This is a genomic window from Bacillus sp. jun7 (assembly GCF_051034795.1).
Lineage (GTDB): Bacteria > Bacillota > Bacilli > Bacillales > Bacillaceae > Bacillus > Bacillus velezensis.
Map to the genome: position 1 here is coordinate 1,841,588 of NZ_CP093219.1, position 22,301 is coordinate 1,863,888.

Consider the following 22,301-nt stretch of genomic DNA (forward strand, 5'->3'; position numbering starts at 1 on the left):
TGAAACGGGAGGCGGCGGCCTCCCGTTTTTTTCTGTTCTTCACCTGTTTTCGAAGAGCTTTTTCAGCTTTGCTTCCGTTTCGGTATGATCTACCGGCGTATACACACTGCAGCGCAGATCACTGTTACCCTGAACCTGAAATGAAGTCAGGTTAAAGACCATTTTTCCCGCCTTCGCATGGCGGAACTCAATTAATACTTCGGGTGCCGAGCTGACTTCGCTCTCATTCCACAGCGTATGAAATTCCGAATACGTTTTCTCCATTTCTTCTATAAACTGAGAATACCACGTATCAGCTACATACTGGCCGTAATACGTTCTGAAAATGGCGATGAATCCTTTCACAAAGTGCTCCCAGTTCACGGCTAAACTTCTTAATTCTTTTCTGGAAAACAATAGCTCTATGAGATTCCGTTTTTCAGGAGGAATTTGTTCAAAATCTAAAAACACGTGAGCCGCGGCCTGATTCCATCCTACGATATGACACCGCCTGTCCGAGATAATGGTGGGACAATAACGGAGCTCCTGCAGGATTTTTGAAAGCGACGGGCTGATAACCGCTTCTTCCTCCGCGGTAAACGGCTGCTTCACGCCCTCCTCAATGGCAAGCGCGTATAAATAATTTCTCTCATCTTTATTAAGCTGCAGCGCATCTGAAACCGCGTCCAACACGGCTGCGGACACTTTAATGTCTCTGCCCTGCTCCAGCCACGTATACCACGTGGTGCTTACGCCGGCTAATTGCGCGACCTCTTCTCTTCGGAGTCCGGGCGTTCTTCTCCGTGTGCCCATCGGCAGCCCGGCCATCTGCGGAGAAATTTTGGCCCGCTGCGTTTTTAAAAACTCTGAGAGCGCCTGCAATCTTCCTTCTGGTATCATACCGAATCTCTCCTCTCTTACCCTGGTATTTATTATACTAGGATAATCAACAACTTGTAATAGGATAATTGCGAGTTACAATAAATACATACCGAAGGAGGAATGACCATGAAAAGAGTTGTGATCACCGGAATGGGAGTGATTTCACCTCTCGGCAATGATGTGCATACATTTTGGAAACACCTGACGGAAGGAACATCGGGAATCTCTCTCATCGATTCGTTTGATGTCTCCGGCTCCAAGACAAAAATAGCCGGCACCGTCCGTGATTTTGACGCAGAAGAAAGATGGGGCAGAAAAGAAGCGAGACGGCTTGACCGTTTCAGCCAGTTTGCTTTAGCGGCAGCGGAACAGGCGCTTGAAAGCTCCGGGATTCAGCTCGATCAGATTGACCGTGAACGCCTCGGCGTGTACGTCGGCTCGGGAATCGGCGGCATCACGACTTTGATTGACAACGTTCATACTTTAAATGAACGGGGAGCGCGAAAAGTGAGCCCGAGCCTTGTCCCCATGATGATCTCAAACGCGGCCGCCGCTCAAATCAGCATCAGATTAGGCGCGCTCGGCCCCTCACTTTCTCCCGTCACCGCGTGTTCCATCGGCAATACGTCGATCGGGGAAGCATTCAACGCCATTCGGAATGATGACGCAGATATCATGTTTGCCGGGGGAGCGGAAGCGGCGATTACGAATTTGTCATTAGCCAGCTTCGGCAATGCCCACGCGCTGTCAGCGAGAAACGAAGACCCCGCCGCGGCAAGCCGGCCGTTTGACGCGGATCGCGATGGGTTTGTCATGAGTGAAGGCGCGGGCATCTTAGTATTGGAATCATTGGATAGCGCAATCGGCAGAAACGCCCCGATCCTCTGTGAGGTGCTCGGCTACGGCGCAAGCTCTGACGCGTATCATATGGTGGCCTCCCATCCGGAAGGAACGGGCGCATACCTGGCGATGAAAAACGCTTTGAAAAAGGCGAACGTTTCAGCGAAAGACATTGATGTCGTAAGCGCCCATGCGACAAGCACAAAAGCCGGAGATCTTTCTGAAACATTGGCAATCAAAACATTATTCGGGGAGCTTGCGTATGACATTCCGGTTACGGCCAACAAATCAATGCTCGGCCACATGCTTGGCGCGGCAGGCGGCGTTGAAGCCATCGCTCTGACAGAAAGCCTGAGACACGGCATCATCCCGCCGACGATCAATCTGCAGCACCCTGATTCGGCATGTGATTTGGACTATGTGTCAGACGGGCCCCGCCATCAATCGTTAACGATCGGCCTTTCCAACTCATTCGGCTTTGGCGGACATAATTCGGCGATCGTGCTGAAGAAATATGAATAGCGGGCATCAAAAAAAGGAGTGAATCATTTCACTCCTTTTTTGCTTTCTCCGGTTTTGTTGTTAAGGCGAAAAAAGCGATGGAACCGATAACGGATGTCGTGAACATAATTGCCCCCATCGGCACGGCCGTCGCTTCATTCATCCCCACAAGCGGCGACACGATGGAACCGAGAAGAAGCGGAAGCATGCCGAGCAGTGCGCTTGCGCTTCCCGCGCGGTGTCCCTGCTTTTCCATCGCCAATGTAAAGGTGCTTGTCAGCGTCATGCCGATCGTAATCATATAAATAAAAATGGAAATCACCAGTGCCGCAAGCGGCCCGTGAATGATCGTCATGACGAGCAGAACGGCAGTCGCCGTCATCGCTGTAATCACGCCGATTCTCAGCAGGCTTTTTTCGTGAATGATCCCGCCGAAACGGCCGATGATAAAGCTTCCGGTAATGATCGCCAGACCGTTTATGCCGAATAAAACACTGAATACCTGAGGCGATACTCCGTAAATATCCTGATACACGAAAGGCGTTCCGGAGACATACGCAAAGCTCCCGCCGTGAATAAAACCGACCGTCAGCGCATAGCCGATAAATGACCGATCCTTCAGCAGGCTTCCCATTGTCCGCACGGAATTTCCGATGGAGCTCGGAATCCGCTTTTCCGGCGGCAGGGTTTCTGTCAGCTTGAGCGCAATGATGAGAACAAGCAAAAACCCGATAAAGGTTAAAAACAGAAAAATCGTATGCCATGATGCAAACGGAAGCAATAAAATCGCACCTCCCGTCATCGGCGCCACCATCGGCGCGACGGCGGTAATGACCATCAGCAGCGAGAAAAATTTAGAAAGCTCTCTTCCCGTAAACACATCTCTGACGATTGCACGGGATAAAACGAGTCCCGCCGAAGCGGTGAATCCTTGAAGAAAACGGGCAATCACCAGTGTTGCAATGTTCGGTGCAAGCGCGCAAAACAGAGAAAACAAAGCAAATAAAAAAATACATAGCAATAACGGTTTTCTTCTTCCCTTCGCGTCACTTAACGGGCCGACAACAACCTGTCCGATTGTCAGTCCGATCAGACAAGCGGTTAAACTGAGCTGGACAAGCGAAGCGCGGGCGCTTAAATCTTCGGCGATTTCAGGGAAGCTCGGCAGATACATATCTATATTGAGCGGCCCCAGTATCGCAAGCATTCCGAGTAGAAAAGCCAGCGCAAGCCGCTCCTTACCGGTCGGATTATGCAGCATATCGTTCCCACCTTTCCTTTGTCAATCTCTCAAAACATTTGTATATTGTATCATAATTTTTTCTTTATTTTTAAAAGTTTTCAAAGGGCATAAAAAAAACCAAGGGCTGTAACAGCCCTTGGTTCCGGGTCACGCGGTAAAAGGTTTTACGCGTGTTTTTCTTTAAATGCTTTTGCGTATTGATCAGCCGCTATAATGGCATCCGCCACGTCGTCAGCCGTCACGTCAAAAGCGGCATGAATCGTTTCTTCTTCAATCGTCGCGGCTTCTGCCACTTTCATAATGTCCTCTTTAGATGCGTCTTTCAATTTGATGTCTTCAAGTGTGACAGGCAGCCCCAAGCTGATATAAAACGCGATATACCGCTCAATTTCCTCAAGCGAACGTTTTTCCAGCGCCAATTGAACGAGCGTGCCGAATGCCACTTTTTCACCGTGGGTCAAGTGATGGATTTCACCTTCAAGCGCGGTAAATCCATTATGAATGGCATGTGCCGCAGCTAAGCCGCCGCTTTCAAATCCCAGTCCGCTCAGAAGTGTATTGGCTTCAACCACCGCTTCCAATGCGGGCGTAACGGCTTTCGCTTTCACAGACTCATAAGCGAGACGGCCGTATTTGAATAATACCGCTTCACATTTTTCCGCGATAGCCTCTCCGGCGATTGTCGGAATTCCGCCTGCCATCGTTTTACCGCCATTGGCGATGACACTGCGCGCCTCTATCCACGTCGCCATCGCATCGGCAATCCCTGATGCTAAAAAGCGCGGCGGAGCTTCCGCGACGATTTTCGTATCGACCAGAACCAAGTCAGGATTCTTATGATAAAAACGATAGTTTTCGAACGCGCCTTGTTCAGAATACACGACAGACAGCCCGCTTGTCGGAGCATCCGTTGAAGCGGCCGTCGGCACGATAACGGTGTAGCCGTTTATTTCATCTGATACGGCTTTGGCCGTATCAAGCGTTTTACCGCCGCCGACTCCGATGACAATAGTCGCCCCTGCTTTTTCTGCGATGCCGGCAATTCTTTTCATTTCTTCCTGGGAGGCTTCGCCGTTGAAAACCGCCTCTTCAGAAGAAATATTGCTTTTCTTTAATTCAGCCGTCACTTTATGGCCCGCGATATCCCATACGGTTTTGTCCGCGATGACGACGGCTTTTTCACCAACACCCTCCAGATGTCCGCCGATTGTTTCAATGGCGTTTTTTCCCTGCACGTATTTGGCCGGACTGATAAAAATTCGTTCCAATGTCATCATCCCTTCTTCGTTGTCTCTCATTACATTTCTCTTATTGATAGAGCAGAAATGAAAACTCTTCTGATATCATTCCTCGTTTTGGTTTGATTCAAACCTCATATACACTGCAGAAAAATCAATTTTCACGGCATTGACAAGATGTGAAGGTGTCTATATAATCTTCGATATTGAAGCTGATCATTCTTTACTGAATGAACAAACGAGATTGTGAATGATTCGTCTTAAAAATTATTTAGTTCTGCTGGATAATTTTTGAGGCGTTTTTGTTTTTTATATATTTTTGACTGCGGAGGAGGTTTGCATATGAAGAACATTTGCAAGGATATACTGATGATTATGGCCGGAGCCTTTCTTATCGCGGCGTCCGTGGAATTTTTCGTCATCCCGAATCATTTAGGGGACGGCAGCACCGTGGGAATCGCTCTCGTTTTATATTATCTTTTCCATATACCTGCAAGTATTACGACTCTGGTTGTAAATCTGATTTTTATCGGGTTGGCTTATAAATTTTTAACGAAAAAAACGATTTTATACACGATACTCGGTACGGGAATGACTTCTGTTTTTCTCAGCATCGTCAGCTTTATTCCATTCGGCGTGCACGACATGGTGCTCGGGATCGTATTCGGCGCTCTGCTGATGGGAGCGGGGCTGGCATTGATCTTTATCGCTGACGGATCTACCGGCGGGACCACGCTTTTGGCGTATTTATTGAATTACACAAAGGGCTTTAACATCTCCAAAAGCATGTTTTATATGGATTGTGTCATCATTTTCGCATCCGTTTTAGCGATCGGAATCAATCATATGCTGTATACGTTTATATTCGTTTATCTGTGCGCCAAAATCGTCGATATTGTCATTGAGGGTTTCCATAATAAAAAAGCCCTCACCATTATGTCTGACCAATACGAAGAAATCGCCAAAGCCATCACCTCCGAGTACGGCAACGCGGCGACGATTTTTTACGGATACGGGTATTACGGCAGCAAAGACAAGCGCATTATCTATGTTGTCATTAAAAAGAACGAATTGCTGAAAATCAAAAAACATGTTCAAAAAATTGATCCGAAATCATTTATCGTTATTCATGAAGTAAAAGAAGCTGTCGGAGGGCAATTCGGTTTTACAAACCTGCCCGCCGCCGCAAATGAAAAATAACCGCCTGCAGTGTATAGCTGCAGGCTTTTTTTATTCGGCTCTTCCCCGCTCAAAGGTTTTTTATATCTTTCAATCGAAGTAGTAAATGAAACCTTTTTTGATGGAGGAACATAAAAAATGAATATCAAAACTGACAGGCTTGTCATTCGGACATTTGAACCGGAAGATTGGCAGGATGTCTATGCGTACACCTCAAATCCGAATGTCATGAAATATATACCAGAGGGTGTCTTTACCGAAGAAGATGCCAGGAAATTCGTTACTGAAAACAGCCGTGAACATGCCGGGAAGTTTCCCGTTTTATTGAAGGATGAAAAAACGGTCATTGGCCACATTGCTTTTTTTCAGTATTTTGGCGATCATACGTATGAAATCGGCTGGGTGTTTCATCCGGAATACCAGGGCAAAGGATATGCTTCAGAGGCGGCGCGCGCCGTGCTGGCATTCGGGTTTAACAAGATGAAATTACACCGGATCATTGCGACATGTCAGCCGGAAAACATGGCTTCGCACCGGGTGATGGAAAAGATCGGGATGAGACGGGAAGGCTTTTTCAAAAAATGCATCCCCCATGATAATGAATGGTGGGATGAATATTATTATGCCGTTTTAGAAGAAGAGTGGGAAGCCTCCAATCTGGAATAAAAAGGCTTATACCCTTTGCTTTTACAGATAAGTGTGTGCTACACTGTTCGTAACAAATACGAAGGGATGATGGGTGGACAATGATTAACTAATCTTATTTTGACCGTTTGAAATCAAATATTTCAAATCAGAAAAAATAGGATTAGTCTGCCCATTTTCTATACGATACGAAAGCTATGTAAAAATAGCTTATTTGATCATGCACAGGTACGGCTAATCCTTCCAAATCAATTGGGAGGATTTTTTTGTCCTCCCTTTAAAGCGAGGGATTGACATATGAAAGAAATGTTAAAGTTAAGCGGCATCAGTTATGAAATCAACAGCGTTCCCCTTTTTGAACAGATCAGCGCGAGTGTCCAGCAAGGCGACATCATCGGCGTTATCGGTAAAAACGGCGCCGGCAAATCTTTATTGCTGCAATTGATCTGCAATCAAAAAGCGCCGTCACAAGGACAGATCCAGATGCTGCAAGATGTGAACATATATATGGTGGAACAAGAAACGGAAGCTTATGATTCCGGCCACCCGGAGCCTGCGGAGGCAGCCTTGTTAGAAAAGTGGAACGTGCCCGCACGCGCCTTTTCGCAATTAAGCGGCGGAGAAAAATTGAAAGCCCGTCTTGCCAAAGGTTTCTCCTCCTCAAGCGGCCTTTTGTTATTAGATGAGCCGACGAACCACCTCGATCAGCACAGTTTAGAAATACTGCTGAATCAGATCAAGAATTACAAAGGCACCATTATTTTCGTTTCGCATGATCGTGCTTTTATAGATGCAGCGGCGACAAAAATCTGGGCCATCGAAGGAAAGAAACTCATTGAACATAAAGGGAATTATTCAAGCTATATGGAGGTCCGCAAACAGAGAAGGCTGACACAGCAGCGGGAATATGAGAATCAGCAGCATATGATCAGACGGATTGAAGCTCAAATGAACGAGCTGAGCGCCTGGTCAAAAAAAGCCCACGCCCAATCAACGAAAATAGAAGGCTTTAAAGAATATCACCGCGTAAAAGCAAAACGCACGGACGCCCAGATTAAATCAAAGCAGAAGCGTCTTGAAAAAGAGCTTGAAAAAGCGAAAGCAGAACCGGTTGAAGCAGAGTATGAAGTCCGTTTTTCCATTGAGCACCGTAAAAAAGCGGGAAAGCGTTTTTTAGAAGTAAGTGATGTCACAAAGTCATATGACGGCCGAACGCTTTTTAAAAACGTAAATTTCACTGTGATGCACGGTGAAAAGATCGCGATTACAGGCCCGAACGGCAGCGGGAAAACAACATTATTGAAGGTCATCCTCGGGCAGGAAAAAGCGCAGGGCGGCATATGGATTTCTCCGTCTGCAAACGTCGGATATTTAACCCAGGAAGTATTCGACCTTCCGCTTGATAAAACCCCCGAACAGCTTTTTTACAAAGAAACGTTCGAAGCAAGGGGAAATGTTCAATCCCTCATGAAGCATTTAGGATTTACCGCAGCGCAATGGACGGAACCCATCGGCAAGATGAGCATGGGAGAGCGGGTCAAATGCAAGCTGATGGCGTTTATTCTGGAGGAGAAAGATGTGCTGATTCTGGATGAGCCGACAAACCACCTTGATCTGCCGTCACGCGAGCAGCTTGAAGACACTTTGGCCCGATACGACGGAACGCTCATCATCGTATCGCATGATCGCTACTTTGTCGAAAAGACGACGGACATCCGGCTTGATATCTCAAACGGCAGCGTCCGAAAACAATGGAAAGAATCTCCCTCCGTCAGGGATGATGCTGAAGAACTGCGATTAAAGCTTGAAACCGAACGGCAGGAAGTCCTCGGAAAACTCAGCTTCATGACTCCGGCTGATAAACAATATCGTGAGCTTGATCAAAAATTCAAAGAGCTGACGGAAGAAATCAAGAAATTGAAATGAATGTAAAAAACCCGTGATTGTCACGGGTTTTTTTGGAAAGTTCACGTACCCTGAGGAATAATTTCAAACTGATTTGTACAACCTACGTTCAGATTTATACGAGAAGGTTCAGAAAGAAAGGTTCAGGTGAACGCAGGATGGCCAAACGCATCGGAATTACGGGAAACATTATGGCTGATCAATCCGGCCCTTTCCCGGGTTATAATCGGGCTTATGTCAATAATGATTATATTCAGTCTGTTTCTGAGGCCGGCGGTGTGCCGTTTATATTGCCGGTGATTCAAGAGACAGCGCTTGTAAAGGAACAGGTCTCTCATGTTGACGGCATCATTCTGTCCGGCGGCCAGGATATAGACCCGCTGTTTTACGGCGAAGAACCTTTACAGGCTTTAAGAAAGACCTTTCCTGATCGGGACGCCTACGAAAAGGAGCTGATTCTCACGGCGGTTGCTTTAGAAAAGCCGATTCTGGCCATCTGCCGGGGGATGCATATGTTAAACGTCACTTACGGGGGAACTTTATATCAAGACCTGACACACGCTTCGTTTGCTGACATTAAGCATGATCAAGAAAAAGATCCGCCGTTAAAAACCCATCATGTTTCTTTTGAAAAAGGGACACGTCTCCATTCCTTGTTTGGCGATTCAGCGCGGGTGAATTCATTCCATCACCAGATCATAAAAGAGACGGCGCCTTCGTTTAAAGCCGCGGCTTATGCGAAAGACGGGGCCATTGAAGCGATTGAACGGACGGGTGAATTATTTGTCGTCGGCGTGCAATGGCATCCCGAAATGCTGACAAAAAAGCACGAAGACATGAAAAAGCTTTTTTCTCTGTTCATGAATGCGGTCAGCACATAAAAAAAGCAGATCATAACGATCTGCTTTTTCATTTTATTCTTCCGGTTTCTCCGGTGTTTTGCCTTGTGTCAGCTTATGGCCTTCGATATCACAATGAGTGATGCTCAATGCCGTTTTTTTCTCCCTGCATCCCCCAACTATTTTACGATCATCGTACTGATCGGCATCGTGCTCAGCGGGCTCGTCTCCCGCGCGGCAAAACCGCCCGCGCATCAGAAAAATGTTCATGACACCAACAGCCATTCCATGTGAACAAGAGGAAGCGATTGTGCTTCCTCTTTTTTTGATGCACCGTCAGACTTTTTCTCCGCTTTTCTGATAAACAAAATTTGTAAGACTAGAGCTCTTTTCTCAGGGGAAATTAATTACGTAATTGAGAAGAGGAGGTTTAAAGATAATTATGGAAAAGCGTGAATTAGCGGCTCACGAGTCGCTTGACTTACATGAAATCATTAACTTCAAGACGCTTTGTGTAGCGAAATCCAAGCTCATGCAAGGGCTTGTGTTTGATCAGGACCTGAAAACGTTAATGGAGAAAGATGTTCAGCAAGCCTCACAAGACCTGGCTGATCTGCAGACGGTTTATGAACGGGCATCTTTTCAGGCTCCTGTTCCTCAAAACCGGCCGACTTCGATCATCAATTGAAAGGAAGGTAAGCATCGTTGAATCATGACCATTTAGATCCAATCAATTCATTACACGTCCCTGAACTCGCAGATATGACATTCGCAATGGATTTTCTTTTACGGGCAAAAGAAGGCGTCAGAAATACCGCCGTCGCTTTAACAGAAACCGCTTCACCTGATGTAAGAGCTTTGCTGCGCAAACAGCTCATGCAAGGAATCGCGATGCATCAGGAAATTACAGACTTGATGGTCAGCAAAAAGTGGTTTCACCCGCATGATCTGAGCGAACAGTATAAACTGGATCAGCTCTCTGCGAAAAATACCCTCATGGTCGGAAACATGAACCTGTTTCCCGTTGAAACGAACAGAAAAGGGATGTTTGACCGCACACCTGATGAACACTAACACTGGAGGTATTACAGCATGAAGGCCGTAACGTATCAAGGAGTTAAAAACGTCGTCGTCAAAGACGTGCCTGACCCGAAGATTGAAAAACACGATGACATGATTATAAAAGTCACAAGTACGGCAATTTGCGGGTCTGATTTACATTTAATCCACGGACTCATCCCGAACTTGCAGGAAGACTACATCATCGGGCATGAACCGATGGGCATCGTGGAAGAAGTCGGCCCCGGCGTGACGAAAGTCAAAAAAGGGGACCGTGTCATTATTCCTTTTAATATCGCCTGCGGAGAATGCACTTATTGTAAAAATCACCTGGAAAGCCAATGTGATCAATCAAATGAAAACGGCGATATGGGCGCTTATTTCGGCTATTCAGGGAGTACCGGCGGCTATCCGGGCGGCCAGGCCGAATATTTACGCGTCCCTTTTGCGAACTTTACTCATTTTAAAGTCCCCGAAACATGTGAAGAACCGGATGAGAAATTGAGTGTTATTGCCGATGCGATGACAACCGGCTTTTGGAGCGTTGACAATGCCGGCGTAAAAGCAGGCGATACGGTCATCGTTCTCGGCTGCGGGCCTGTGGGTCTGTTCGCTCAAAAATTCTGCTGGTTAAAGGGAGCGAAACGCGTAATAGCCGTAGACTATGTCAACTACCGTCTCCAGCATGCGAAACGGACGAATAAAGTGGAAATCGTGAACTTCGAAGACCACGAAAATACGGGCAGCTACCTGAAGGAAATCACTAAAGGCGGCGCCGACGTGGTTATTGACGCCGTCGGCATGGACGGAAAAATGACGGACCTGGAATTCCTCGCCAGCGGATTAAAACTTCAAGGCGGAGCGATGAGCGCTTTAGTCATTGCCTCCCAAGCGGTGCGCAAAGGCGGAACGATCCAGATTACGGGTGTGTATGGCGGGAGATATAACGGTTTTCCTCTTGGCGATATCATGCAGCGAAACGTCAATATCCGATCAGGCCAAGCTCCGGTTATCCATTATATGCCGTATATGTTTGAACTGGTGTCAACCGGCAAAATTGATCCGGGCGATGTTGTAAGCCATGTCATTCCGCTTAGTGAAGCGAAGCACGGCTATGAGATGTTTGACACGAAAACAGATGATTGCATAAAAGTTGTACTCAAACCTTAGAGAACGGAGGCTACAGAAATGGCCAGCGCCTTACATGAATTACTCGAAATTCAGGAGATGGCTTCTTTTAAGTCACTTTGTCTGACGAAGTCCAAAACCATGAAAGCGCTCGTATCCGATCCGCAGCTGAAAGAAATCATGCAGCAGGATGCGGATACATCAACAAGGCAATTGCAGGAGTTTGCCTCGATTTTATCTGATGCAAAGCATGAATAGGAGATGAATAACGAATGAATCCGATTATGGAATACCTGACGGGGGTGGATGCACTGACAGACCAAATTGTCGCTATGGATTTATTGAATTCGGCAAAAAGCGGTGTCAGAAACTATGCGATGGCGGCGACGGAAGCCGGAACGCCTGAAGTGAAAGCGATCCTCACCCGTCACTTAGAAGAAGCCATCGACATGCATGAGCAAATCTCACGCTATATGATGGAAAAAGGCTGGTATCATCCGTGGAACACAGATGAACAAGTCCGGTTTAATTTGCAAAATATTGATACGGCGCTCCGCCTGCCCGTCCTATAAATGTTTTCCTGCTGAGACAGCACCTCTGGCTCAATCTTCAGTATGTCAAACTGAGAACTGCCTTTACAGCGCCCAGGCAACGAAACAGCTCTGCAGCTTCTCCAGCCTTTCTTCGGGCTGTTATTGGGGCTTGCGGCGGCGGTGATTACGTGCGTGGCGGCCGCCGGGCGGTTCGCTAATAGAGCGAAGAAGGCAGAACAATTTGTTCTGCCTTTTCATTATTTTCTGCCCCATAGGCACAAATACTTTGCACCCGATTCGAGCGGTTATTCACGTAGCTTGAACTCCCTTAAACGCACTCATCACAAGATCATGCACATAGGAATCATTCACCTCATCACCTGTGATCAACAGGCGATAGAAAATCGGTCCGTAAATGAGATCGATGCTTACGTCAATATCAAGTTTCTCTCTTAATTCACCTTTCTGAATTCCCTTTTCCAGAAGGCCTTTCGCTTGGAGGCGGCGGGGCTGGAAAAATCGCGTGCGATATTCTTCCGCCAATTTTGCATCCAGCTGTCCCGCACCGATTAATTCCTTAATAACGGTTCCTTCCCGGCTTGTCAAAAATTTTGCTAAATTCGCGGCGTGGGTCAATATATCTTGCACTGTTGATCCTGTATCGGGCACAGGCAGTCTGTCCGTAGCGGTCGAAAGAAAGCTGTCCATGATAACGGCAGCCTTGTTTGACCACCATTTATAAATCGTTGCCTTACTCACTTTGGCACGCTCTGCAATTTTATCGACTGTCACCGCGTCAAAGCCATTTTCCAACAATAGGTCATAGGCAGCAGAAAGAATCGCCTTATGTGTTCCTTCATCACGCGGCCGTCCTCGTTTACTCTGCACATGAATCATTCCTTCCCGAATTATAAACGATACGTTCAGTATACTTAACATGATAAAAAAATAAAACAGAAGTCTATTCACAAAACTGAACGTTCAGTATATTATTTACTTATAAAAACTAAACGTACAGTTTAGTAAATACTCAACACTCCGCAAAACCTTAGCACTAAAAATCTATGGAGAGGAGATGAATCAGCAAAATATTTATCAAACCTCATAAAATCATTAAAAAGGAGTTCATTCATATGGCTAAAGAAAATAAACAAACAGCAGATCAGAGAATCTCAACCAGTTTAACCCTTCTTCTCGCAACGGCATGCGGTATCATTGTCGCTAATCTTTATTATGCACAGCCCTTGGCAGGATTCATTAGTGCGGCAATCGGGCTTTCTCCAAGCAGTGCCGGATTGATTGTCACGCTGACTCAAATCGGATACGTTGCCGGCCTACTGTTTCTCGTCCCTTTGGGAGATATTATCGAAAACAGAAAACTTGTCGTGGTATCGCTCCTACTAAGCGCAGCCGCTCTAACTCTGACAGCATGTGTGAAGCATGGAACACTGTTTTTAGCCGCTGCGTTTTTCATCGGACTGGGATCCATCGCAGCCCAAGTGCTAGTTCCGTTCGCATCATACCTTGCACCAGATGCCGCACGAGGCCGGGTTGTCGGCAATGTGATGAGCGGCCTGCTTCTCGGTATTATGCTTTCCCGTCCGATATCCAGTCTGGTTGCTGATATATGGGGGTGGAATGCCATATTTGCTTTATCCGCCGCGTTAAGTGTTGTCCTGGCAATCGTCTTATCAAAAGTGCTTCCTGCCAGAAAACCAACAGCAAACACAAGCTACACCGTCTTACTCGGTTCAATGTGGAAGCTGCTGCGCACGACTCCGGTCTTACGCCGCCGTGCCATTTATCATGCGTTTGTATTTGGAGCTTTCAGCTTATTCTGGACGACTGTACCTTTATTATTGTCCGGTCCTGCTTTTCATTTTTCTCAAAAGGCAATCGCGCTGTATGCATTAGCGGGCATTGCGGGTGCAGCGGCTGCACCGATAGGCGGCCGTCTGGCTGATCGCGGCTTGACCCGGCTTGCCACCGGAATCGCTCTCGGTGCTGTCATCGTTTCTTTATTACTCCCGCTCATGATTCAAAGCAGCTCCCACGTCGGCATAGCAGTTCTGGTGGCCGCAGCTATCCTGTTGGATATGGGTGTATCTGCCAATCTCGTACTCAGTCAGCGTGCCATTTTTTCGTTGGCACCTGAATTTCGCAGCCGATTAAACGGATTATTTATGGCCATCTTCTTTCTGGGCGGTGCTATAGGATCATCAATCGGAGGATGGGCATACGCCTCAGGCGGGTGGAGTATCACATTATGGATTGGAATCGCTTTTCCGGTCATCGCATTGCTTTATTTCACCACGGAGAAATAAGCCATTCACCAAAAATAAGCCGTCAGGACCAAGCTGACAGCTTTTTTTGATGTATTCTTCTTTACATCCTTCAGAACAAAAAACCCCTGTTTCATGAGTAATTTTGCTTCATACGATTCCATATTCTCACCGTTAAGATCGTAATCAATAGAAACGAAACGATTACTAACACAATACCTGTCATTGACTCACTGAAATTGATAACGACAAAGCTGGTCAATACGATGATAGGAATATTTGAAATCAATACAGTTAACATGTATGCAGAATACTTTAACCCGACTGCAGCGGATAAAAAACAAATCACATCAGTAGGAGCTGCCGGACAAAGCATCCCCACTGCCAAAAACTTATAATTGTACGCCTCCAATAACTCCTTCAAGTCAGGGTATTTATCTTCCAGTAATTGAGTCGTTTTTTCGTTGGCGAATTTTCTTGAAAACAGATAAACCAATGTTTCGCTTATAAACAGGCCGGCCATTGATAATAAAATGCTGACCATCGGATCAAAGCAGATTCCGCCCAAAAACATCAGCGTCATGCCGGGAATAAAAAAGAGAAGCCTGACGACCCACAAAGCCAAAAACAGCAGCATCGCGTATTCCGCATGCCCTGATATAAAGTCCGTTACATCATTCATATCAAATGACAGCAAGTCCAGTTCCTTCAAACAATAAACGCCTAAAAACCATATACATAATAAAATCATTTTATTTTTCAATTTCTCCACTCTCCTCGCTTCCCATCACATCATAAGCAAAGAAAATGAAGAAACAGCCGGTAAAATCCTTAAGGATTCTTAAGTTATTCTAAAAAAAGCTTACGGAACGTTTGTCCCGCAAGCTCTAGTCAATCGGGTGTTCAACAGTAAAACGAAGCCAGCCGCCGCTGTAATCCGCATGGATACGGCCGCTGTGAAGCTCAACAATTCTCTTTGAAATGGCAAGTCCGAGCCCGGTGCCCTGATGACCCGTTCTGGCCTTATCCCCTCTGAAAAACCGTTCAAACAATTGATTGATATCGTCAGCAGGGAGATGTTCGGCCTTGTTTGACACTTGCAAAATTGCTTTTTCATCTTTCAGCTCAAGGTTTATGAACAATTCAGATGGTTTGATGCTGTACTTCAGCGCATTCATAAAAAGATTATCATAAACGCGAACCATCTTTTCTATATCAATACAGACGGGAACATGCTCTTCCGTAATTGATTTTCGGACAGTTAATTGTTCCTTTTCAAACATGGGAATGTACTCTCCGGTGATTTGTTCCAATAGGGCAGACAAGTCTGTTTTGCTGCGGTTCAAAGTAACATCCGGACTCGATAAATGTGTATATTCAAACAGTTCATCTATTAAATATTTCAGCCTTTGCGATTTTGAATAAATCGTTTCAAGGTACTCCTGAAATTGGGCTTTACTGTTGTATTGTTCTTTTTTAAGCAGATCCAAATATCCGATAATTGATGTTAACGGGGTTCTTAAATCGTGCGATACATTTGAGATCAACTCACTTTTCGCTCGTTCTAATTCTCTTTCATGTTCAAATTTACTCTCTAATTCTTCGGACATATAATTGATATGTTGTGCAAGCTGTGTCAATTCATCCCTGCTTTCAGTCCTGATGGTCAAGCCTAAATTTCCATTGGCAATATGGTGAACACTCTCCGTAATGTGTTTCAAATATAATATTTTTTTCCGCACCAATAACAAAAAAACCGCAATAAAGGTCAAAATAGCTGCAGTAAATTGAATCAGTATCCTAAAATTAGCGTTTCCTTGGCTCACATCTGTTAAATAATTTATTTTGTACAGATATGAGATAGATAAAATAACAAGAATCAACACACCAAATGCAACAAGATAACTAATTGCGATCGCGATCAGAAGCCTGACAATCAGCTTATTTCCAAACTTCCTCATATTTTATATCCCGTTCCCCATACCGTTTTGATATAAATCGGATGTTTAGAATCCTCTTCTATCTTGTCTCTGATCTTTGTGATGTGGACCATCACCGTATTGTCCGACTTAAAAAAGTCTTCCTTCCATACCGCCTCATATATTTTTTCAACACTCATGACAATTCCTTTGTTTCTCGAAAGCAGCTCCAGAATATCAAACTCTTTCGGAGTGAGCCTGACTTCTTTCCCCCGCACCCACACCTGCCTTGTATCCGTATTAACGGTCAAATCACCGATTTCAATGACGTTCGCCGTGCTGATCGTATCTGTATTGTATTTTTTATACCTTCTCAGCTGCGATTTCACTCTGGCGATCAATTCCAATGGGTTAAACGGTTTCGTTAAATAATCATCTGCGCCGGAGGCCAGTCCTTGAATTTTATCCATATCCTCCGATTTGGCGGAAAGCATGATGATGGGCAGATTTCGTTCCTGTCTGATCTTCATGCATGCTTCAATCCCATCCATATTGGGCATCATAATATCCAAAATGATCAGGTCAAACTCCTTTTGCTCCAATAATTTTAATGCTTCAGCAGCATCTTCCGCCTTCTGTGTGTCTATTCCTTCATTTTCTAAATAGACAGAGATCAGGTTTCGGATATCTTTGTCATCATCTACGATTAGAATGGTTGTCCCCATATGAATCCTCCCTCTTTTTTTGCGGCAATGAACAGCTGAAAACATAAGCCGGCGGAATATTCCTGAATTCTCTCCTTACTTCTGTTTTCGGAAAGAATTGCTCAATCAATGCCTTCTTATATTGAGTATATTGGAACGTAATGAATTCTCCGTTATCTTTTAAGATTTTAGCCGTATCCGTCAAAATATCAGCAGACACTTTTTTCGGCAGGCTTGCAAAAGGAAGTCCGGAGACGACATAGTCGGCATAAGGAATTCCATGCTCCTTCATATGACTCTCAATATGTTCAGCCGATCCATGTACAATAAATAGGTTCTGTTCCTCTTTATATTTTTCTTGCAGCAAAGCATAAAATTCCTCATTTTGTTCTATCAATAAGATCATCGTCCCGGGCTGCCGTTTTTCAAGCAGCTTTTTTGTAAATACTCCCGTACCCGGCCCGTATTCAACAATGTATTCAGCTTTATGAAAATCAATTTTTCCCATCATCTTCTCAGCAAGAAAACGCGAGCTGGGCAGAACGGCGCCGACAGATCTGGGATTCATAATATATTGAAATAAAAATAACAGACGTTTCAACTTTAATCTCTCCATTTGTTTTGAATTTATAAAACACACTCTACATTCAAAACCTGAAGAAAAAGCGGTGAAAGTTCTTAAGAAATCTTAAGATATAAAAAAGACGGCGGGATTTGCCGTCTTTTTCAGCTGCCGATTCTTTCAGCAGCGGTAAAACCATGTCATAATATGTTAAGAAATAATTGCGCCATAGGCAGGTGAACACATGAAGAAGTATTTATATAAACACCTTTTGTCAGCTCTCGTTTCGTCCGTTTGCTTTTTATTGGTCTTTTATGTGGGTTTAAAAATGACACAGGAAGACACACCGCCGTTGTCTTCTTACCCGTTTTACCTTTTTATTTATCTTTACATAGCAGCCGGATATTTGACGGTCGGCCTTGTTTTAGCTTGTATGACTGATATCTTGAAGAACCGCTGGACATTCAATAAACCGTCTACCATTCTATTGAAACTTATCGTTTACTTACTCATACCGTATGCTATTTTTCATTCTTTCTTCATTTTAATGGCGCCGTTGATTTATGTGCTGTTTGAGTCGTTATTCATCCTGAGAAAAGCTTCATAACCTGAAAAAACATACCGCATGCTGCCGGTATGTTTTTAACATGCTTGTCAGTTGTTCGCAGTGATCCGTTTGATGTTTTCTTCCATCAAGCCGGAAATGAGCTGTTCGTTTGTATGAGGAATCTGTTTGAGCTGTTGTACGACCAGCCCTTGTCTTGCAGCTGAATGATTTTGACTCAGCTTTGCTTTCCCCTCTATTTTGCTGATTTTGATTTTAAAGCCTTTTACCCCTTTGTTCATGCCTGCCAGCAATTTCGCATCGACATCCTCTAATTTGTACGGGCTGTCGGGGCTTTCGTATTTCAATACGAGATCACTCATCGACTGCACGGTTTCTTCCTCATCCAAAAGCTCCGCCTCTCCGTAAACATGAACCGCCACATAATTCCATGTGGGAACAGCCTGATTCGTCTCATACCATTTAGGCGAGATATAACAATGAGGCCCTTGAAAAACGGCTAACACGTTTTGGCCATCAATCTCTTTCCATTGGGGGTTCGGCAATGCAAAATGACCGTATAAGCATTCGTTATCCTTACTCATCATCAATGGCAGGTGGGTTGCATACGGCATGCCTTCCGCCGTTGAAAACAATGCTGCGAAACCATACTCTTTGATGACATCGCACGCTTGAGCTTCACTCAGCTGAAATGGAGCCGGAATATACATACAAAACTCTCCTCTCAAACATGGATTGATAAAGCGCTTTCCGCTATAATAAGATATCACCTGACATTTAAAAAGGTACAGTTAGGAATAAATACACATGTCAGAGGAGGACATCTGATGAAAAATATGATTTTCGCTTTCGAAAGCGACACCCCGAAATACAAACAAATTTACGAGCAATTTAAAACATTGATTGAGCAGGGAAATATTCAGGCAGATGAGCGGCTGCCTTCGATTCGGGAGCTGGCAGATTCCCTGCGGGTAAGCCGTAATACAACGCTGATGGCTTATGATCTTCTTTTAGCGGAGGGATACATTCGCGGAGAAACACGCAAAGGTTATTTTGTAAATGAAGTAGAACCTTCTATATTTCAAAAAGAAAACGATGTTGTTTACGCTGAAAAAACCGAATCAACTCAGCCGGTCCTGATTGATTTTCGCGCCGGAGCCGTCGATCAAAAGCATTTTCCTCTGAAAACATGGAGAAAATTATACAATCAAGTTTTGACATCAGAGAAAAGCTTCCTGTACGGTGAACCGTTCGGCGAGAGAGACCTGCGTGAACAAATTGCCGCTTATCTCTTGGAATCCCGCGGAGTGAAAACAGATGCGGATTCCATTATCATCGGCAGCAGCACGCAGCAGATGCTGATATATCTCAGTCGGATTCTGAAAGAGGATTTTTCGGGAATTATTGTTGAAGACCCGGGATTTGACGGTGCCAGAGCGGCATTTCAATTTCACGGGCTATCTCTGGAAACGATGCCTGTCTATGAAAACGGAGCTGATTTTTCTCAATTACATGCAATGAAAGAAAAATTAATCTATGTGACCCCATCCCATCACAGCCCTTACGGCGTAAGCATGTCCATTCAGCAGCGCCAAACTCTGATCAATTGGGTGAATCATAGAGAGGGTTATATTCTTGAGGATGATTATGACAGTGAATTCCGTTATACACAGCAGCCGTTTCCCGCTCTTGCTTCCATTCAATCAGACCGGGTGATTTATTTAGGGAATTTCTCAAAATCCTTTCTTCCGGGCATCCGCATAAGCTATATGGTTTTGCCGCAGCGCCTTTTGCACCGGTATAAAAAGCGGTTTATTCATTTCGAAAGCACAACTTCTTCGCTTAACCAGCTGACCATGGCTGAATTGATGAAGGCCGGTGAATGGACCCGCCATATTAAGCGCATGCGCATTGTTTACAGGCGAAAAATGCAGCACTTGATTTCACATGTAAAGCAGCAGTTCGGCGATCATGTGACGATCATCGGCGAGCAGTCGGGATTGTATATATTGGTGAGAGTTCACCTGAACTATACAGAAGAAACATTAATCGAACGCGCTTTTCAGTACGGAGTGAAGGTATATCCTACCGCCGTTTATTTCGTTGCCGAAAAACCCGAACCGCCGATCATAAAACTGGGTTTCGCCCATCTCGATACGGATCAGATCACACAGGGCGTACAGCTTTTGAGAAATGCTTGGCTGTCATGAAAGAAAAAAGGCGCCGAACGGCGCCTTTTTTTATTTCGTATTTCTTGTGAATTTCGGCAGTCCAAATATGATGGCGGCGATGCCGCAGATTCCGATTAAAACGGGATAGAAAGAGTATGGCAGGATGCTGACTGGTGAAATATTCCCGAATTTCCCGGCTGATAACAGCTGCGCGCCGTAAGGAATCAATCCTTGAATCATGCACGAAAAGATATCCAGAATACTTGCCGATTTTCTGTTGTCGATGTTGAATTTATCAGCGATATTCTTTGCAATCGGCCCGGCTGCGATAATCGAGATCGTATTATTGGCCGCAGCCAGATTCGTCACGCTGACCAGTCCGGCAATGCCGGCTTCGGCGCCTTTTTTCGAACGGATTCGTTTCGTGATGAACTCCAGTAAAAAGTCGATCCCGCCGTTTTGTTTCATCACGCCGACCATCCCGCCGATCAGCATGGACAGGATGATCAGATCGCTCATTCCGGCAATTCCATCCGTAATCGCCTTAAAATAAGAGTCAAGCGTCAGGCTGCCGCCCGCTAATCCGATGATCCCCGTCAAAACCAATCCGCCGAAGATGACAGCCATTACATTAATACCGATTAACGCAAAAACCAACACGGCGACATAAGGAAGCACCTTAATCCAGCTGTAAGATTCAGCACCCGTATGGCCGGCGTGGCCTGCCGGAATAAAAAATAAGATAATAACAGTCACAATGGCAGCAGGCAAAACAATCAGAAAGTTCGTTTTGAATTTATCCATCATTTGTGTTTTTTGCGTCCGGACTGACGCGATGGTCGTATCAGAAATAAAAGAAAGATTATCTCCGAACATAGCTCCGCCGACCACAGCCGCCATCGTAATCGCGCCGGAGATGCCAAGCTCTCCGCTCAAACCCGCGCTGATCGGCGCAACCGCCGCAATCGTGCCCATTGATGTTCCCATCGATATAGAAATAAAACAAGCAATGATAAACAGCCCCGGCAGCAAAAACTGCTGCGGAATAACGCTCAAAGCAAGATTGACAGTTGAATGCACCGCCCCCATCGCTTCAGCCGCTGAAGCAAAGGCACCTGCCAATATAAAAATCATAACCATAATGATAATATCAGGATGTCCCGCACCGGAAGCGAACCATTCTATTTTTTGATTGAGCGATTTCTTCCGGTTAAATAACAGCGCAAAAGCTGACGCAATGATCGCGGCAATCAAGATCGGCAATTTATAAAAATCTCCGGTCACCAGACCAGAGCCGACAAAAAGCCCTACGAATAAGACTAAAGGCAATAACGCCCAAGGGTTCTTTTTATTGTTCATCTGGGTAAACCACCTCTTTTCAGCATTAAAGTCGCTAATCACAGTCTAAGCAACATTTCACACTTTAAAAGTCTGCAGTAAAAAAGTCAAGCTGAAAAAAGGATAAATAATGATTGATAAGATAGAAAAAGCTGTTTTGTTTCCACTCTTTAGAAAATAAAAAAACCAAGGCTCGTTTCCCTTGGTACATTTCATGCGGCCCCGCGTCCGGGACAACTTCTCTTCATTCAGAAATACATTCAGCTTTCAATCTGTTTTTAAGTTTCGCTTCATTTTCAAGGATATCTTCGTAATCCTCAATCTTCCTGTTTAATCGTTTTATGGTTTCATCAATTTCCCTCTGTTTCTCCGTCAGCCTTTTCCTTTCATTTATCAGGATGTTTTTTCGGGGTTCGATCGTATGATCGGCTCCTTCAATAAATAAAGCGGTATATTCAATCAGCGCCTCAATCGACAGCCCGGCACTTCTCATGCATTTTATAAATTGAATCCAATTCACATCATCTTCGTCATAATCGCGGATGCCGCTTTCATCGCGTTTTACCGGAGGAATCAGTCCTATACTTTCATAATACCTAAGCGTTGCGGCTGATAACTCAACCTGCTTTGCAGCCTGCGCAATCTTCATATTTTTACCACCCGTCCTTCATACCTTTCATAAGCGTGCCATTATAGAATATCATTTCATAAAAAAATAAACCAAACTCCTTGACTTAAAGTCCGCTTTAACATTTAAAGTAAAATCGAACAGAGGATTCATCACTTTAT

25 protein-coding genes and 1 pseudogene are annotated in these 22,301 nt (G+C 45.0%); 14 read left to right on the forward strand and 12 right to left on the reverse strand.

Annotation, left to right across the window (positions count from 1 at the left end; translation table 11 throughout):
• Positions 1 to 39 precede the first annotated feature (39 nt).
• Positions 40 to 879: a helix-turn-helix transcriptional regulator gene (locus MJQ52_RS08675; RefSeq protein ID WP_014417044.1), complete on the reverse strand. Its 840-nt coding sequence runs from the start codon at positions 877 to 879 to the stop codon at positions 40 to 42.
• A gap of 108 nt (positions 880 to 987) precedes the next feature.
• On the opposite strand from MJQ52_RS08675, the gene fabF reads away from it, so the two are divergent.
• The gene (gene fabF / locus MJQ52_RS08680) at positions 988 to 2,223 is read left to right on the forward strand and encodes a beta-ketoacyl-ACP synthase II (RefSeq protein WP_003156054.1); all 1,236 of its coding nucleotides are present in this window, start codon (positions 988 to 990) and stop codon (positions 2,221 to 2,223) included.
• A 28-nt stretch (positions 2,224 to 2,251) separates the two neighbouring features.
• Here fabF and MJQ52_RS08685 read toward each other — a convergent pair whose 3' ends face one another.
• Positions 2,252 to 3,463: a Bcr/CflA family efflux MFS transporter gene (locus tag MJQ52_RS08685; RefSeq protein WP_017419177.1), complete on the reverse strand. Its 1,212-nt coding sequence runs from the start codon at positions 3,461 to 3,463 to the stop codon at positions 2,252 to 2,254.
• Between the two features lie 146 nt (positions 3,464 to 3,609).
• Entirely contained in the window at positions 3,610 to 4,743 is a 1,134-nt protein-coding gene (locus MJQ52_RS08690) for a glycerol dehydrogenase (RefSeq protein WP_014304447.1), read from the reverse strand.
• A gap of 282 nt (positions 4,744 to 5,025) precedes the next feature.
• Between MJQ52_RS08690 and MJQ52_RS08695 the strand changes: the two genes are divergently transcribed.
• From MJQ52_RS08695 to MJQ52_RS08710, 4 genes are all read left to right on the forward strand, one after another.
• Complete coding sequence (locus tag MJQ52_RS08695; RefSeq protein ID WP_003156057.1) at positions 5,026 to 5,883, forward strand: YitT family protein; 858 nt, start codon at positions 5,026 to 5,028, stop codon at positions 5,881 to 5,883.
• Positions 5,884 to 6,000: 117 nt separating this feature from the next.
• On the forward strand, positions 6,001 to 6,528 hold the full coding sequence (locus tag MJQ52_RS08700) for a GNAT family N-acetyltransferase (RefSeq protein ID WP_094247199.1): 528 nt from the start codon (positions 6,001 to 6,003) through the stop codon (positions 6,526 to 6,528).
• A gap of 276 nt (positions 6,529 to 6,804) precedes the next feature.
• A complete protein-coding gene (gene abc-f / locus MJQ52_RS08705) occupies positions 6,805 to 8,433 on the forward strand; it encodes a ribosomal protection-like ABC-F family protein (RefSeq protein WP_094247200.1) in 1,629 nt (542 codons plus the stop codon).
• Between the two features lie 137 nt (positions 8,434 to 8,570).
• Positions 8,571 to 9,293, forward strand: a complete 723-nt coding sequence (locus MJQ52_RS08710; protein ID WP_022552672.1) for a gamma-glutamyl-gamma-aminobutyrate hydrolase family protein — start codon at positions 8,571 to 8,573, stop codon at positions 9,291 to 9,293.
• A 33-nt stretch (positions 9,294 to 9,326) separates the two neighbouring features.
• Here MJQ52_RS08710 and MJQ52_RS08715 read toward each other — a convergent pair whose 3' ends face one another.
• Positions 9,327 to 9,521 (reverse strand): hypothetical protein, encoded by a 195-nt coding sequence (locus tag MJQ52_RS08715; protein WP_155641731.1) that lies wholly within the window; start codon positions 9,519 to 9,521, stop codon positions 9,327 to 9,329.
• Positions 9,522 to 9,693: 172 nt separating this feature from the next.
• Between MJQ52_RS08715 and MJQ52_RS08720 the strand changes: the two genes are divergently transcribed.
• The 6 genes and pseudogenes from MJQ52_RS08720 to MJQ52_RS08745 form a co-directional block, all read left to right on the forward strand.
• A complete protein-coding gene (locus MJQ52_RS08720; protein WP_032866792.1) occupies positions 9,694 to 9,939 on the forward strand; it encodes a hypothetical protein in 246 nt (81 codons plus the stop codon).
• 17 nt (positions 9,940 to 9,956) lie between these two features.
• On the forward strand, positions 9,957 to 10,325 hold the full coding sequence (locus tag MJQ52_RS08725) for a spore coat protein (protein ID WP_039062697.1): 369 nt from the start codon (positions 9,957 to 9,959) through the stop codon (positions 10,323 to 10,325).
• Positions 10,326 to 10,343: 18 nt separating this feature from the next.
• Positions 10,344 to 11,480 (forward strand): zinc-dependent alcohol dehydrogenase, encoded by a 1,137-nt coding sequence (locus MJQ52_RS08730; RefSeq protein ID WP_039062696.1) that lies wholly within the window; start codon positions 10,344 to 10,346, stop codon positions 11,478 to 11,480.
• 18 nt (positions 11,481 to 11,498) lie between these two features.
• Positions 11,499 to 11,696: a hypothetical protein gene (locus MJQ52_RS08735; protein WP_003156073.1), complete on the forward strand. Its 198-nt coding sequence runs from the start codon at positions 11,499 to 11,501 to the stop codon at positions 11,694 to 11,696.
• A 14-nt stretch (positions 11,697 to 11,710) separates the two neighbouring features.
• A complete protein-coding gene (locus tag MJQ52_RS08740; RefSeq protein WP_094247201.1) occupies positions 11,711 to 12,010 on the forward strand; it encodes a spore coat protein in 300 nt (99 codons plus the stop codon).
• Positions 12,011 to 12,100: 90 nt separating this feature from the next.
• Positions 12,101 to 12,187: pseudogene (locus tag MJQ52_RS08745) on the forward strand (EamA/RhaT family transporter); the annotation flags it as partial.
• Positions 12,188 to 12,280: 93 nt separating this feature from the next.
• On the opposite strand, the gene MJQ52_RS08750 reads toward MJQ52_RS08745, so the two are convergent.
• A complete protein-coding gene (locus tag MJQ52_RS08750) occupies positions 12,281 to 12,859 on the reverse strand; it encodes a TetR/AcrR family transcriptional regulator (RefSeq protein WP_094247202.1) in 579 nt (192 codons plus the stop codon).
• Positions 12,860 to 13,104: 245 nt separating this feature from the next.
• Here MJQ52_RS08750 and MJQ52_RS08755 point away from each other — a divergent pair, with 245 nt between their 5' ends.
• Entirely contained in the window at positions 13,105 to 14,295 is a 1,191-nt protein-coding gene (locus MJQ52_RS08755) for an MFS transporter (protein WP_094247203.1), read from the forward strand.
• Positions 14,296 to 14,386: 91 nt separating this feature from the next.
• Here the strand turns inward: MJQ52_RS08755 and MJQ52_RS08760 are convergent, their stop codons facing one another.
• The 4 genes from MJQ52_RS08760 to MJQ52_RS08775 form a co-directional block, all read right to left on the reverse strand.
• A complete protein-coding gene (locus tag MJQ52_RS08760; RefSeq protein WP_223883525.1) occupies positions 14,387 to 15,025 on the reverse strand; it encodes a TVP38/TMEM64 family protein in 639 nt (212 codons plus the stop codon).
• A 115-nt stretch (positions 15,026 to 15,140) separates the two neighbouring features.
• The gene (locus MJQ52_RS08765; RefSeq protein WP_039062691.1) at positions 15,141 to 16,214 is read right to left on the reverse strand and encodes a sensor histidine kinase; all 1,074 of its coding nucleotides are present in this window, start codon (positions 16,212 to 16,214) and stop codon (positions 15,141 to 15,143) included.
• On the reverse strand, positions 16,211 to 16,897 hold the full coding sequence (locus MJQ52_RS08770) for a response regulator transcription factor (RefSeq protein ID WP_039062690.1): 687 nt from the start codon (positions 16,895 to 16,897) through the stop codon (positions 16,211 to 16,213). Before MJQ52_RS08770 ends, MJQ52_RS08765 begins: the two co-directional genes overlap by 4 nt.
• Positions 16,869 to 17,477, reverse strand: a complete 609-nt coding sequence (locus MJQ52_RS08775) for a class I SAM-dependent methyltransferase (protein WP_039062689.1) — start codon at positions 17,475 to 17,477, stop codon at positions 16,869 to 16,871. The genes MJQ52_RS08770 and MJQ52_RS08775 overlap by 29 nt, the downstream gene beginning before the upstream one ends.
• Positions 17,478 to 17,682: 205 nt before the next feature.
• On the opposite strand from MJQ52_RS08775, the gene MJQ52_RS08780 reads away from it, so the two are divergent.
• Positions 17,683 to 18,045, forward strand: a complete 363-nt coding sequence (locus MJQ52_RS08780; RefSeq protein ID WP_039062688.1) for a hypothetical protein — start codon at positions 17,683 to 17,685, stop codon at positions 18,043 to 18,045.
• Positions 18,046 to 18,092: 47 nt separating this feature from the next.
• On the opposite strand, the gene MJQ52_RS08785 is transcribed toward MJQ52_RS08780, so the two are convergent.
• On the reverse strand, positions 18,093 to 18,713 hold the full coding sequence (locus tag MJQ52_RS08785) for an FMN-binding negative transcriptional regulator (RefSeq protein WP_038457067.1): 621 nt from the start codon (positions 18,711 to 18,713) through the stop codon (positions 18,093 to 18,095).
• A gap of 117 nt (positions 18,714 to 18,830) precedes the next feature.
• Between MJQ52_RS08785 and MJQ52_RS08790 the strand changes: the two genes are divergently transcribed.
• Positions 18,831 to 20,213 carry a PLP-dependent aminotransferase family protein gene (locus MJQ52_RS08790; RefSeq protein WP_094247204.1) on the forward strand — a complete coding sequence of 461 codons (1,383 nt, stop codon included), beginning with the start codon at positions 18,831 to 18,833 and terminating at the stop codon, positions 20,211 to 20,213.
• A gap of 30 nt (positions 20,214 to 20,243) precedes the next feature.
• On the opposite strand, the gene MJQ52_RS08795 is transcribed toward MJQ52_RS08790, so the two are convergent.
• Both MJQ52_RS08795 and MJQ52_RS08800 read right to left on the reverse strand, forming a co-directional pair.
• Positions 20,244 to 21,533, reverse strand: coding sequence for a Na+/H+ antiporter NhaC family protein (locus MJQ52_RS08795; protein WP_007409336.1), 1,290 nt, complete (start codon positions 21,531 to 21,533; stop codon positions 20,244 to 20,246).
• Between the two features lie 223 nt (positions 21,534 to 21,756).
• Complete coding sequence (locus MJQ52_RS08800; protein ID WP_007409338.1) at positions 21,757 to 22,161, reverse strand: MerR family transcriptional regulator; 405 nt, start codon at positions 22,159 to 22,161, stop codon at positions 21,757 to 21,759.
• Positions 22,162 to 22,301 lie beyond the last annotated feature (140 nt).